Source organism: Colwellia sp. RE-S-Sl-9, from assembly GCF_048296855.1.
Classification (GTDB): domain Bacteria; phylum Pseudomonadota; class Gammaproteobacteria; order Enterobacterales; family Alteromonadaceae; genus Pseudocolwellia.
In genome coordinates, this window is record NZ_CP182631.1 from 223,873 (window position 1) to 237,071 (window position 13,199).

The window sequence follows — 13,199 nt, forward strand, 5'->3', positions numbered from 1 at the left end:
TTTCTCCTATAACCCCAAGTGATATAAACGATTGTTTTCAAAACCACGTAGGTTTTCGGCGCAAGCGTTTTTACATAGATCATCTTCAGCGATAGGCTCAGATTGTAATATTTGATATTCAACGGGTTTGAAAGGGTATTCTGTCGCTGGGTTTAATGGGTGAGGGCAAGTGTGTAATAACACTATGGTGTCCATCTCAAAGCGTAATTCGATATATTTTCCTGCACTTTCTTGTGGTGTTTGAAAGCTTAAATCACCTTTATCATTTGGCATAATACAACTAAACAGGTTTAAATTTGCTGCGAGATCTTTTTTGCCTAAGCCATACTTAGCGGCTTCAATTAAAAAAGCATCGTTACCATTTTGTAGCCAGTTGTTACTGTCTTTTTGATAGCTTTTATCACGCCATTTTGTTTTGACCATATTGCGATTACTGTTGCCACATACGGTGTCATGCCATCCTGCGCTGTCGTCAACAATTGAGCAAAAAATACGGCCCATGTCTGAATATAAGCAATGTCCTTTAGTTAACTTAAAGGTATGTTGGCATTTTAATGTATCAGGAGCGTTATATCGTTCGAGCAAGTTTTCAGGGTTATAAAATAGCATTCCTATATTTGCGCCACCTTCTACATCGATTAAACGTAAGCTAGTGCCTCGTCTTATGCGCATCGACCAGTGTTTTCCGCCCGGGAGGGTATCTTGATATAGCATTTTATTTTTCATTGTTGTGTCTCATTTTTTCTATAATGTTTTGAGCGTTTAATTGCTCATTATTATTTGATAGGGGGAGGTCAAACGTTACTTGTGCACCATAGGCATTGGGTGCTTGAGGATCATGTCTAACTTTGTCGAACACCCATAATCTAGAGCCCAGAGCAAAACCTTCTTTAATATCGTGAGTTACCATAAATATAGTTAGGTTGTTTTTTCTCCAAACATCGCGGATAAGTTCATGCATATCGCCACGTATACCGGGATCTAAAGCACCAAAGGGTTCATCAAGTAATAAAACTTTAGGTGATTTCATTAACGCCTGTGCGATAGCTAAACGTTGTTGCATACCACCTGATAACTCGTGTGGATATTTTTTTAGCGCAGGGGTTAATCCAACCGCTTCAATAAAAGTTAGGGCTTTTTCTTGTATCTGTTTATGCGCTTTCCCAAAGGTCCAACACATTACTTTTGCTGTTGAAAATTCATCGGCGATCATGACATTTTGCAAAACGGTTAAATGTGGAAAAACAGAATACTTTTGAAAAACAATACCGCGATCAGCATTTGGTTCATCTTCTAAAGGATTACCATCAAGGGTAATAGTGCCTTTAGTGGCTTTTTCTCGACCTAATAACATGTTTAAAAAAGTTGATTTACCACAGCCTGAAGCACCTACCATTGAAACAAATTCACCTTGCTCAACGTTAAGATTCAATCGCTCTAGTACTAAATTGTCACCGTAGGATTTCCAGACATTTTTTATTGTTATAAAACTCATCATGAGATCCTTATGTTTTATTTTCGATTGAGTGATACCAAGGAAAAGCTTTTTCAGAGATTTTTCTTAGTAAAAAATCCATAATAAAAGCGAGTAGAGTTATCCAAATTACGTAAGGAAAAATTACATCCATTGATAAGTAGCGACGTACTAAGAATATTCGATACCCTAAGCCTTCTTGTGCTGCTATGGCCTCTGCAGCAATTAAAAATAACCACGCTGCACCTAAAGACAAACGCATAGAGGCTAATAAGCTCGGTAATATTTGAGGTAGTACAACGCGAATACTAACGCTCCATGTTGTAGCACCTAGTGTTTGGGCTTTAATGAGTTGTTCTGCAGGTAGCTGTAAAACACGTGATTGCATATCGCGCATAATTACAGGAGCTGAACCTATAAATATCAACATGATTTTTGCTAATTCACCTAAGCCAAAACTTATAAATAAAATAGGTAATATGGCCATAGGCGGAATGAGTGATATAACCGTAATGAGGGGAGATAAACCTGATCGAGCTAAAGGGATAAGCCCTGTTAACAACCCCATTATTAAGCCTGAAAGTGCGCTAATTGATATGCCAATTAAAATACGATACAAGCTGGCTGAGGTGTCTTGCCAAAACAAATACTCACCGGTACGTTTGTTTTCGGTAAAAGCTAAACGATCAACGGCACTATAAATTTGAGTAAAACTAGGTAGCAGTTTATCGTTTGGATTTTCAGCTAATCGGATATTGGACGCATTCCAATAAACAAAAAGGATGATGATAAACGGCAATAAGCTTAAAAATATAGCTAAGGGTTTAGAAGGTTTATAATTCATTATTTTTTTCATAGGAAACCTGACGTTAATAAGTTGGGAGTAGTGGTAGCATGTTAACCATTCACTACTCTTTCTAATTTATTCGCTATTTAATAAACTAAATTACAACTTATTTTTTGCTGCCATTTCCATGAAAGTAGGGTCGAAGCGTAGTTGGATATTACTTTTGTTACCTACAACGCCTGCAGGGGTTTCAATACCAATGAAGTTAGCATCAGAAGCACCTTCACCAAGTAATCCGTGTGTAAATGAGAACTTAGCGATGTATTCCATTGTTTTAAGTAGCTGATTACTTTTTGTGAATGTAACGGCATCATCTGCGTTATAAAACATTTTTGTAGTAGATAATTGTGCTTTGTAGCCCGCTAAATCTGTACCTGAATCAGCACCTAGTTGCGCTAATATGGCGTCGTTATCTTTCATGTTTTGCATTATTTCGTACCAAGCACCTACTAAAGCTTTACCTAATTTAGGGTTTTCTTTTAAGGTTTTAGTATTCACTACCATTAAATCTATAATTTCACCGGGTATTTTTGATGAATCAAATACCTTGGTGCTTTTAGGTATAGACATAATTTCAGATAATAATGGATTCCATGTAACTACAGAGGTTACATCTTCTGTTGTATAAGCAGCAACCATATCGGCGTCAGCCGTATTGACAACTTTAACGTCGCGTTCAGTTAAGCCAATGCTTTCTAACCCGCGAGCTAATAAGTAGTGAGAAACGCTTAATTCAACTAAATTAACTTGTTGGCCTTTTATTTCAGATAATGTTTTTTTATCTTTTAATACAATACCGTCGTTACCATTTGAAAAGTCACCCACAACAAGTGCAGTGCTATCTACAAAACTTGCAGAAGGAATGGTTAAGGCGTCCATATTAGTCATAGTACAAGCATCGAATTCGCCTGCGGTATATTGGTTGATTGATTCTATATAATCATTTATTTGTACAATATCGATTTCGATGTCGTATTTGTCAGCCCATTTTTTGATAATGCCTGATGAGTCGCCATAGTCCCATGGCATCCATCCAACATAAATAGACCAACAAACAGAAAATTTGTCTTGAGCAAATACATTGCTAGAAGTAAGTAGGGTAAGTACGAGTAGTATATTTTTTAGTTTTTTCATGGGGCATCTCCATTAGTTACACAGAATTAAAATAGCAAGAGGCTTAATTAAACTACCTCCCGGGCTTTTATCCCTCCGTGTAACCCTTTTGCAGATGCAAAATATTCAATCAAGAATACAAGCTGGGTTGATAACTCTCGGACCAGACGTTTTTGCAAACCGGAACCCTAGTTATCTATTTAGATTTGAAGTCGAATCATTAACGCTATAATTATTACTGTAGTTTTAACGTTCGCCTCTCGCTTTTGATTAATGTAGAGAGTCTTTTGTGGAATGTATACTGCATTATTTACAGCTTAGTGATGCATTATTTGCATCGCTAAGCTGTGTGATATATCAGGAGAGGGTTTACTTTTAATCATTAGAATGAATAACCTAAAGCATTTAAAATAAAGTTATGTGGTTAATTTGGGGGTGTTTAATCGACTTCTAATGCATTGATCAATTGCTGGGCAAATTTAGCAGAAGCTACGGGCAGCGTTCTCCCTTTAAGCTGACCAACATAAACAAAACCTGGAGGTAAATCTTTTTCATTGATTTTTATCGCTGCCATTCCCATAAAGCTAAGGTCTTTTGGTAAACCTAGTTCAATCTGAAAAGTAATGTATTCGCCCAGCGAGGCTGTGTAGCGTAAAAATTCAAAACTGTCTGATTCTATTGCGGGTTCTAATTTATACAGTGCTTTATTGGCTTTTTTATCTAAAATTTGTCGTAAACCATATTCTTTAGTGGGAAGCGCTAAAGGATACTGAATGCAGTCACTTAATTTAATTTCTTTTTTGCCTGCTAGAGGATGGTTTTTAGAAACTAAAGCATAGGTTGGTTGTTTAGATACCGCGAGTATTTGAAAGTCTGTCATTAATTCAGGTTCAAAAACTACAGCGATATCAGCATTCATATTAATAAGTTCTTGCTCTGCTGATTTTCTGTCTCGTCTTTGAACATTAAATGTGACTTTTGGGTGTGAATTATGGTAGCTATCAATCTGTTGCGGTAAGAAAAAGGGAAGCAGGGCTTGACTACAAGCAATACTAATATGGCCTTTTCGTTCGCCTCTTAAATCAGATATTTGGCTTTTTACTTTTTCAATATCGCTGAGTTGTTCTCTTACATGATGTAGAAATACTTCGCCTGCTGCCGATAATTGAACTCCCTTAGGTAGGCGTTCAAAAATATTTACTCCAAGTTCATTTTCTAGTGCAAGCATTCTTCGGTTTAATGCTGTTGAGGTAATGGTGAGGGATTCAGCTGCTTTTCTAATAGAGCCAACCTCCGCTATTGTTTTAAAAAAAAAGTAATCTTGTAAATGACGCACATTATCTCCGCTGCATTTTTTGCACTAGTATGTTATTAAAATAACATTATATGTTAGCGGTCGTCATTGGTTAAATTGATATTAAGCAACATAGACAAATATTGGCTGGATTTAAGAGACGCATAAGTCATTATAAATAATAACTTATGCCGACAGTATTTTAGCTAGATTTTTGATACAAACGAATTAAGAAATCAGCTTGGCAAGAGAAGCTGTGTTTGCTCTTTAATTCTTCAATAACTTCAGTAGAGGCTTTAAACGCAAACGGAGTCATAGAAAGTAAGTTGATAATGTCATTCGAATTACTGAATTCCATTGTGTAATTTAACTTTTCTTCGTTGATTAAAGTTAAATTTTCAATGGGATCTTTTGCCGTATCATGTTCTTTAGCATCAATATAAATTAACGATTTTAATTCTATTAGGTGTTTTTCTGCTGGCGTTACTGTTAGCAAGTAACCTTCAGCTTTTAAAACACGCGTAAATTCGTTTTCTAAAATAGGTGCGTAAATCGAATTTATCCAACCTATCGAATTCTCAGCAAAAGGTAAGTGAGATAAAGTTCCTACGCTAAAGTGACAGTTTTTGTAGCGTTTGGCAGCAATTTTTACCGCCGATTTAGAAATATCGATACCGTAAACTTGGTTGTTATCAGTTTTGTATTGATGAGTATAAAAACCTTCTCCACAGCCAGCATCAAACACGGGCAGGGTGGTTGTTGCATATTGATGATACAAAGCCATTAACTTGTCGATTAACGGCTGGTAATAACCATTATCTAAAAAGGATCTACGTGCATTGACCATATCAGCATTATCGCCAGGCGATTTAGAGTGCTTATGTTGAACAGGTAACAGGTTTACGTAACCTTCTTTGGCTTCATCAAAACAATGATTATTACTGCATCGATAGGTTTTACCCGAAAGTAATAAAGTTTCATTACATAACGGGCAAAGGTAGTCAGCTGTGGGTTTGTTATTGGTCATGTTTATTTATAATTACTCGAACGTTGACCAAATAGGCGCATGATCAGATGGCTTTTCTATGCCACGTAATTCGTAGTCTATGTCTGATTCTACACAAGTTTTAGCAAATTCAGGCGTTGCTAATACAACATCTATACGTAAACCTCGGTTATCAGGGAAGCCCTTTGAGCGGTAATCAAACCACGAGTATCTTTCTTCACGTGTGGGGTGTAATTCTCTAAAAGTGTCTTTAAAACCCCAATCCATTAATGTTTTAAGCCATTCGCGTTCTTCTGGTTGGAAACTACATTTACCCGTTTGTAACCAGCGTTTTCTATTGGGTTCGCCAATACCTATATCTAGATCAGTTGGTGAAATATTAATATCACCCATCACTACAACGTTTTCGTCAGGCGTGTGATGATCATTTAGGTAAGTCATTAAGTCTTTATAAAATTGGCGTTTGTACGGGTATTTAGTTTCGTGCGAGATGTTGTCGCCTTGTGGGAAATAACCGTTTAACACAGTCACTTTCTCGCCTTTTTCATTAGTGGTAGTGACCATGATCATTCTTTTTTGCGCTTCTTCATCGTCAGTAGGAAAACCTTTTTGTACGCTATCTGCAGGTTTTTTACATAACATCGCAACGCCGTAATGGGCTTTTTGACCATGAAAATACACTGAATAACCCATAGCTTCAACATCGGCTAACGGAAAAGCTTCATCGTGAACTTTAATTTCTTGTAAACCGATAATGTCAGGTTGGTGCTTGTCGATAATAGCTTGTAATTGATGTAAACGTGCGCGAAGGCCATTGATATTAAAAGAGATGATTTTCATGATTTTTACCCATAGTTAACTTGGCGATAATGCTAACAGAACTGGTAAATTGATGTGACAATTAATTTGACTTTTTCTTACTTTTTAACAATTAAATAAAAATAATCAGGAATGAAAAAACCACTCATTGCTGTTGTTTACTTTACGCATTGAGTGGCTTTTAAAATTTTACTTTATTGTAAGGTATTTACACTCTAAGTGCTTTTTCTCCACGAGCAATACCGACACAGCCAGAACGAACCGATTCTATAATCTCAGTTTCGTTACCAATGGTTTCAATAAAGGCATTGATTTTATCTGCGTTACCCGTTAATTGAATCGTGTAAATTTGCTTACCTATATCAATAATTGAGCCTCTAAAAATATCAGTAATACGCTTAACTTCAGTGCGTGACTTATCATTCATGGCAAGCACTTTAATTAACACTAATTCACGTTCAACATGTTGACGATCGGTGAGATCAGTTACTTTTATTACATCAATAAGTTTATTTACTTGCTTAAGAATTTGCTCAAGAACTCTATCGTCGCCACGTGTTGCTATTGTGATACGCGATAGGGTGTTATCTTCAGTAGGCGCAACCGTTAAGCTTTCAATGTTAAAGGCACGTTGTGAAAATAGACCAACAATTCGTGATAATGAACCTGGTTCGTTTTCTAATAATATTGCTAGGATACGACGCATTATGCTTTAACTCCTTTTTTCAGCCACATGTCATCAACGGCACCGGTTTTAATTTGCATTGGGTAAACATGCTCATGTTCATCAACCAATACGTCTACAAATACTAATCTGTTTTTAATGGCGAAAGCTTCTTCAAGTTTTGAATCAAGTTCACTTAACTCGTTAATTTCGATACCCACGTGTCCGTAAGCTTCAGCTATTTTAATAAAGTCAGGTAACGACTCCATGTAAGATGAAGAATGTCGTCCACCATAAATCATATCTTGCCATTGTCTTACCATGCCTAAAGAGCGGTTATTTAGCGTAACGATAACTACAGGTAAGTTGTATTGCAGACAAGTTGAAAGCTCTTGAATGTTCATTTGAATAGAACCATCGCCGGTAATACAAATAACGTGTTTGTCTGGAAAAGCTAATTTAACGCCCATAGCTGCAGGTAAGCCAAAGCCCATGGTGCCTAAGCCGCCAGAGTTGATCCATTGGCGAGGTTTAGCAAATGGGTAATATTGTGCAGCAAACATTTGATGCTGGCCTACATCAGAACATACATAAGCTTCACCATTAGTAATTTTGTACATAGATTCAACCACGTGTTGTGGTTTAATTTTAGCACCAGCTTCTTCTAGTACGTAACTAAAGCTTTTTTCTGCACGCCATGCGTTTATTTGTGCCCACCAAGCTTTTAACGCTTCTTTGTTAGGTTTGTAATTGGTTTCTTTTAATTCATCAAGAAGTTGCTGAATAACAATATCAACTAAACCAACAATAGGAACATGAGCGTTTATTGTTTTAGAGATCGAAGTCGGGTCAATATCAACATGAATGATTTTTGCGTTAGGGCAGAATTTTTTAACATTGTTGGTCACGCGATCATCAAAGCGTGCACCTAACGCTAAAATAACATCAGCATTAGCCATAGCTTTGTTGGCTTCTAAACTGCCATGCATACCTAACATACCAATAAAGTTGTCGTGTGTGCCTGATAAGCCACCTAAGCCCATTAAGGTATTAGTGGTTGGGGCATCTAAGGTTTCAACTAGTTCAGTCAGCAGTTCTGAGGCGTTGGCAATTACAATACCACCACCTGAGTAAACCACTAATCTTTTTGCTTCAGAAATGAGTTTAGCGGCTTTTTTAATTTGTTTAGGATGGCCTGTAACTGTTGGATTGTAAGAGCGCATTTCAACGTTAATATTGATTGCAAACTTGCCTTTCTTTTCTGGTATTAATAAATCTTTTGGTAATTCAACAACAACTGGGCCAGGGCGTCCAGAGTTAGCGATATAAAAGGCTTTAGCAATAATATTTGGAATATCTTCTAATTTTCGGCAACTAAAACTGTGTTTAACAATAGGGCGAGAACAGCCAATAATATCAGTTTCTTGAAACGCATCATCACCAATTAGCGTTGTAGCAACTTGGCCTGCTAGAACCACCATTGGAATTGAGTCCATATAAGCAGTAGCAATACCTGTAACACAGTTTGTTGCGCCAGGCCCTGAAGTTGCTAATACTACGCCTACTTCACCTGTTGCTCGTGTGTAACCGTCTGCCATATGTGTTGCGGCTTGTTCGTGGCGTACTAAAATATGTTCGAAGTCGTCTTGCTGAAAGATAGCATCGTAAATATCTAATACTGAACCGCCGGGATAACCAAATACATATTTAACATCAAGTGCAGATAGTGCTTTAACTACCATTTCAGCACCCGTATATAGCTCTGTTGTCATATTGTTGCCCTTTGTGTGAATAGTGAATATTTAAATAATAAAAAACCCTCGGTCTGAGTAAGAGCGAGGGTTAATAATAGCGTTGTTTATTCTTTTATTTTTTACACTAAAAATCCTCGCGATGGTTTGACAACCATAACGACGTTGAGGACTGCATTGTGTAAATTAGTTAATAACATAAGATTAATTTTTCATTTTGGCGTTTATTATTTTAAACGCTGATGTTTTGAATAAACTGAGACTGTATTTTTAAAGGGTTTGTACTAAAGTGTCAATAGTTAATTAAGAATTTAAGTCATTCTTCCTTAATTTTATCGGTATACCGATTATATTTTATGAGTAAAGCCACTCAATAGAGGAAATAAATTGAATATTAGACTTATATTATCGGGTGTTGTGTCGTTTATATTTTATTTTAGTTGGGCATATTGGGCTAATAGCGGGGATGCGATCCCTAAAGCAACTACGCTTCAAACAGCTTTGGTACAAGGTTTATACAGCGGTTTTGTGACTTTATTCTTTACTTTTATATTAGAAAAGGTTGTTAATAAGTACCGAGCTAATTGCATCTCGCTGGCATTTGTAACACCTATTTTATGTTTGTTTCATTCTAAGTCTCCTCAGAATATAGCTATACGTGAAAGTTTTAATAATGCAATTGAGTTGTCAGCTTCATATTTTAAAGAGAAAAAGATTGCAGCTGCTTTATTTGCTCCTATTATTCCGATTGCTGTGCAATCAACTTTAGTTATTATGGTTAATGTTATTAATGAAACCCCCAACTTATTTTTAACGGTAGCACCGAGTATTTTATTTACCGCACTTTACGCTTATCTTTATATGTTTTCTCTTTTGAAAAAATAGATGGGTAATAAGCGTTTCTTAAACAAAGACGCTCACGTAAAAGGAGGGAGCTAAGGCATTATTTATTTTGAGTAGATAATTTGTCAACGGTCGCTGAGCAGGCTTGTAAGAACATATCCATAAAGTATTTAACTTCTGGCATATTTTGTTGTAGCTCTTCTATTTTTTTACCTAAACGTTCTTCTACGTGATCAAATTCATGGTTTTGATGGTTTAATTCATCAAGTGCTTTTATATAAGCTACTAGAATGTCTGCCGCTTTTACTATGCTTTTGTATTCTGCTTCAACGTTGTCTTGCACAATAAGATCGGAGAAAATATCTTGAAACTCTTCAGGTAAAGACGCTAAGCATTCCTGCTCAGCAAGGTATTCTATTTTTTTAAATTCACGTGCAATTTCAGGGTTAGCATACTTTGTTGGACTAACAATATCGCCGTAACGCGTTTCGCTTGCTTCGTGATATAGCGCAACCGTTGCAACTCTGTCTTCATTGACCTTGCCGTTAAATTTTTTGTTCTTAATAACGGCAAGTAAATGAGCCACAATAGCAACTTGGTGAGAGTGTTCAGCTACGTTTTCAGGTTTAACACAAAACATGAGTGCCCACCTTTTAATCAGGGGCATTCTAAACATCCACGCTAAAAACGTACTTTGCATATTTATTTCTTCTTTATAATTGATAGTAAGTACTAAAAAAGTTTTTTAGTTTTTCCATTGCTGGAATAAGTTCATCACTATTTGGGAGAAAAACTAATCTGAAGTAATTTTTTTCAGGAATATTAAAAGCACTACCATGTACTAAAAGAATTTTTTCTTGTTTAAGTAAGTCTAAGACCATTTTTTCATCATTTGTAATGTTGAACTTTTCAGCATCTACTTTAACAAATAAATATAAAGCACCCATTGCAGGGTTACACGACAAGCCATCAATATCATTAATAAGTTTGTGAGCTAAATTACGTTGTTTGATCAAGCGACCATCACCCGTTATTAATTCATTAATACTTTGATAGCCACCTAATGCTGTTTGAATAGCATGTTGGCAAGGAACGTTGGCGCAAAGTCTCATTGAAGATAAAATATTTAAACCTTCTAAATAATCTTCAGCGTGTAGTTTAGGTCCTGTAATTACCATCCAGCCAGCTCTAAATCCTGCAATACGATAATTTTTAGATAAGCCACCCATTGTTATAATGAGTACGTCTTGCGTTAAACTTGCGGTAGGAATATGTACTGCTTCGTCGTATAAAATTTTGTCGTAAATTTCATCACTAAATACAATTAGGCTATATTTTTTAGCTAAGGCTAAAATGTCTAACAGTACTTCTTTTGAATACACAGCACCCGTTGGGTTATTTGGGTTAATTAATACAATAGCTTTGGTATTCTTATTAATTTTACTTTCCATATCCGCAATATCTGGAAACCATTGGTTTTCTTCATCGCATTTATAATGGATAGGTTCACCACCAGAGAGTGCTACAGCAGCAGTCCATAAAGGGTAATCAGGTGCAGGAATAAGCACTTCATCACCATTGTTTAATAAGCCCTGCATTGACATAACAATAAGTTCACTGACACCATTGCCAATATAAATATCTTCAATGTTTACGTCTTTAATATTGTTTTGTTGAAAATACTGCATAACAGCAACACGTGCTGAATATATACCTTTTGAATCACTATAGCCTTGGGCTGTAGGTAGGTTACGAATTACATCTTTCAATATATCATCAGGGGCTTCAAAACCAAATGGGGCGGGATTTCCTATGTTCAATTTTAGGATCTTATGCCCTTCGTCTTCTAAACGACGGGCTTCTGCCGCTATTTGTCCACGTATTTCGTAACAAACATTTTTTAGCTTTGATGATTTATTGATTTTTTTCATTAATACGATTCTTCTCGATATTTGATGTTATAGGTAAGTGAAATACATAAGTCTTCTACTTCAACTACTAGGGTTAAATTATAGAACTTTGAACACGTCTATTAAGTGTCTAAATACAGGTTTTGTTATATTAAACGCTTATATTAGATAATCTTATTATTCAAGCCGTTTGTACAGTAAAATTTGGAATAGTTTAATAAAGAAGGGAACAGCACGTAAATTTTGTTTTACGGCTGAAAATTATAAAGAAAATGATAGGTAAAGCTAAATTATTTTATTGCTAAGGGCGCAGGCTTCAATTGCTTTGATGAGTTTTTCTTTATCATGATAATGCTTAACTTCGTTACTTTCTAAATCATGATAATAAACAGATACTTTATCTGAAGTAATACCTTTGTCTTGACAGATAACACTGTCAATGGGTAAACAGCCTAGATTTTCTACAATCCAATCAAGTTTTTCATCAAGGGTTAACTGAGCAGACGGACTTTTTTCGGCAACAATGTTTTCTATAAATACACAATGACCTTTACGGTCTCTTAATGCGTTTGATATATCTCTAACGAGTAGAGGAGGGATGATACTTGTTAAGAAGCTACCCGGCCCTAAAATTATCAGATCTGCATTTTTTATTGCTTCTATACATGCAGGTAAAGACTTTACTAATGGTGCCAACATAAGGTTTTTTGGCATCATAGGCATTTTATCAACTGATAACTCACCTACACGGCATCTGCCTTCGGGATAAAAAGCGATTAAATCTGTGGGGGTTTCAGACATAGGTAAAACAGGTGTTTTTACGCGAAGTAAACGTCTTACTAACTTTATTGAGTCAACTGGGCGTGACTGAATTTGCCCTAAACCATATAAAATTAAATTACCAAGGTTATGACCACCTAATTCATCTTCACCACTAAATCTAAAATCAAATAATTGGCTACCAATAGAATCTTCTTCTACTAATTGTGTTAAACAGTTGCGCAGGTCCCCCCATGCTATTGAGCTACTACGCTTCCTTAAACGTCCAGTAGAACCGCCATTGTCTGTTGTGGCTACTATCCCTGTTAGTTGATTACCTAAAAAAGAAAGTGTTGAAAGTACTCGACCTAAGCCGTGTCCTCCACCAATAGCGACAACATTCAGTTTATTTAGCGACATAGAATATTTCTATAAATAAGGTTACAAAAATGTTACCTGTTAATAGCTTAAAAAGAAAGTACAAATGAGTTTAGGGGAGGGGAATTAAAGATAAGTAGTATATATGTATCAAATAAAGGGCAATTACAATTAATATACCCAACTATACCCGTTACCACTCAGGATGCGTATTTCAGAGTGCTTGAGCGATATCAATTCAAGGCAATGCTTTGTAATAATGGTCGTTCCCTTATAAAAAGCATTGTTGATGAAGTGATTTTGCTCAAGCGCTTCTTCGATGGGTCTAAAAACAATTTATG

13 protein-coding genes and 1 riboswitch are annotated in these 13,199 nt (G+C 36.1%); of the genes, 1 reads left to right on the forward strand and 12 read right to left on the reverse strand.

From position 1 onward, the window contains the following. Nucleotides 1-6: 6 nt before the first annotated feature. The 9 genes from ACM9HF_RS00880 to ACM9HF_RS00920 all read right to left on the reverse strand — a co-directional run bounded on the left by ACM9HF_RS00880 (nt 7) and on the right by ACM9HF_RS00920 (nt 8,989). Nucleotides 7-726, reverse strand: a complete 720-nt coding sequence (locus tag ACM9HF_RS00880) for an urea amidolyase associated protein UAAP1 (protein ID WP_473613647.1) — start codon at nt 724-726, stop codon at nt 7-9. Continuing rightward, nucleotides 716-1,498, reverse strand: coding sequence for an ABC transporter ATP-binding protein (locus ACM9HF_RS00885; RefSeq protein WP_473613648.1), 783 nt, complete (start codon nt 1,496-1,498; stop codon nt 716-718). The genes ACM9HF_RS00880 and ACM9HF_RS00885 overlap by 11 nt, the downstream gene beginning before the upstream one ends. Before the next feature lie 7 nt (nt 1,499-1,505). Next, nucleotides 1,506-2,330 carry an ABC transporter permease gene (locus tag ACM9HF_RS00890; RefSeq protein ID WP_473613650.1) on the reverse strand — a complete coding sequence of 275 codons (825 nt, stop codon included), beginning with the start codon at nt 2,328-2,330 and terminating at the stop codon, nt 1,506-1,508. A 90-nt stretch (nt 2,331-2,420) separates the two neighbouring features. Next, the gene (locus tag ACM9HF_RS00895; RefSeq protein WP_473613652.1) at nt 2,421-3,455 is read right to left on the reverse strand and encodes a putative urea ABC transporter substrate-binding protein; all 1,035 of its coding nucleotides are present in this window, start codon (nt 3,453-3,455) and stop codon (nt 2,421-2,423) included. Nucleotides 3,456-3,509: 54 nt separating this feature from the next. Further along, a riboswitch (guanidine-I (ykkC/yxkD leader) is annotated at nt 3,510-3,637 on the reverse strand. A 236-nt stretch (nt 3,638-3,873) separates the two neighbouring features. Further along, a complete protein-coding gene (locus ACM9HF_RS00900) occupies nt 3,874-4,770 on the reverse strand; it encodes a LysR family transcriptional regulator (protein ID WP_473613653.1) in 897 nt (298 codons plus the stop codon). A gap of 160 nt (nt 4,771-4,930) precedes the next feature. Further along, nucleotides 4,931-5,755 carry a 23S rRNA (guanine(745)-N(1))-methyltransferase gene (gene rlmA / locus ACM9HF_RS00905; protein WP_473613654.1) on the reverse strand — a complete coding sequence of 275 codons (825 nt, stop codon included), beginning with the start codon at nt 5,753-5,755 and terminating at the stop codon, nt 4,931-4,933. Nucleotides 5,756-5,767: 12 nt separating this feature from the next. Then, complete coding sequence (gene xthA / locus ACM9HF_RS00910) at nt 5,768-6,574, reverse strand: exodeoxyribonuclease III (protein WP_473613656.1); 807 nt, start codon at nt 6,572-6,574, stop codon at nt 5,768-5,770. A gap of 187 nt (nt 6,575-6,761) precedes the next feature. Next, entirely contained in the window at nt 6,762-7,259 is a 498-nt protein-coding gene (gene ilvN / locus ACM9HF_RS00915) for an acetolactate synthase small subunit (protein WP_076417977.1), read from the reverse strand. Next, nucleotides 7,259-8,989 (reverse strand): acetolactate synthase 3 large subunit, encoded by a 1,731-nt coding sequence (locus ACM9HF_RS00920; RefSeq protein WP_473613658.1) that lies wholly within the window; start codon nt 8,987-8,989, stop codon nt 7,259-7,261. The genes ilvN and ACM9HF_RS00920 overlap by 1 nt, the downstream gene beginning before the upstream one ends. Before the next feature lie 366 nt (nt 8,990-9,355). On the opposite strand from ACM9HF_RS00920, the gene ACM9HF_RS00925 reads away from it, so the two are divergent. Next, a complete protein-coding gene (locus ACM9HF_RS00925; protein ID WP_473613660.1) occupies nt 9,356-9,853 on the forward strand; it encodes a hypothetical protein in 498 nt (165 codons plus the stop codon). 58 nt (nt 9,854-9,911) lie between these two features. Here the strand turns inward: ACM9HF_RS00925 and yfbR are convergent, their stop codons facing one another. The 3 genes from yfbR to ACM9HF_RS00940 form a co-directional block, all read right to left on the reverse strand. Continuing rightward, nucleotides 9,912-10,511, reverse strand: a complete 600-nt coding sequence (gene yfbR / locus ACM9HF_RS00930) for a 5'-deoxynucleotidase (protein ID WP_473613663.1) — start codon at nt 10,509-10,511, stop codon at nt 9,912-9,914. Nucleotides 10,512-10,524: 13 nt separating this feature from the next. Continuing rightward, nucleotides 10,525-11,742 (reverse strand): pyridoxal phosphate-dependent aminotransferase, encoded by a 1,218-nt coding sequence (locus ACM9HF_RS00935; RefSeq protein ID WP_473613664.1) that lies wholly within the window; start codon nt 11,740-11,742, stop codon nt 10,525-10,527. Nucleotides 11,743-12,006: 264 nt separating this feature from the next. After that, nucleotides 12,007-12,900: a gluconeogenesis factor YvcK family protein gene (locus tag ACM9HF_RS00940; RefSeq protein ID WP_473613666.1), complete on the reverse strand. Its 894-nt coding sequence runs from the start codon at nt 12,898-12,900 to the stop codon at nt 12,007-12,009. Nucleotides 12,901-13,199: the final 299 nt, after the last annotated feature.

Coding starts and splice junctions, on each gene's coding strand:
- ACM9HF_RS00880 (WP_473613647.1), bottom strand. CDS start 726: ATGAAAAATAAAATGCTATATCAAGATACCCTCCCGGGCGGAAAACAC.
- ACM9HF_RS00885 (WP_473613648.1), bottom strand. CDS start 1,498: ATGATGAGTTTTATAACAATAAAAAATGTCTGGAAATCCTACGGTGAC.
- ACM9HF_RS00890 (WP_473613650.1), bottom strand. CDS start 2,330: ATGAAAAAAATAATGAATTATAAACCTTCTAAACCCTTAGCTATATTT.
- ACM9HF_RS00895 (WP_473613652.1), bottom strand. CDS start 3,455: ATGAAAAAACTAAAAAATATACTACTCGTACTTACCCTACTTACTTCT.
- rlmA (WP_473613654.1), bottom strand. CDS start 5,755: ATGACCAATAACAAACCCACAGCTGACTACCTTTGCCCGTTATGTAAT.
- xthA (WP_473613656.1), bottom strand. CDS start 6,574: ATGAAAATCATCTCTTTTAATATCAATGGCCTTCGCGCACGTTTACAT.
- ilvN (WP_076417977.1), bottom strand. CDS start 7,259: ATGCGTCGTATCCTAGCAATATTATTAGAAAACGAACCAGGTTCATTA.
- ACM9HF_RS00920 (WP_473613658.1), bottom strand. CDS start 8,989: ATGACAACAGAGCTATATACGGGTGCTGAAATGGTAGTTAAAGCACTA.
- yfbR (WP_473613663.1), bottom strand. CDS start 10,511: ATGCAAAGTACGTTTTTAGCGTGGATGTTTAGAATGCCCCTGATTAAA.
- ACM9HF_RS00935 (WP_473613664.1), bottom strand. CDS start 11,742: ATGAAAAAAATCAATAAATCATCAAAGCTAAAAAATGTTTGTTACGAA.
- ACM9HF_RS00940 (WP_473613666.1), bottom strand. CDS start 12,900: ATGTCGCTAAATAAACTGAATGTTGTCGCTATTGGTGGAGGACACGGC.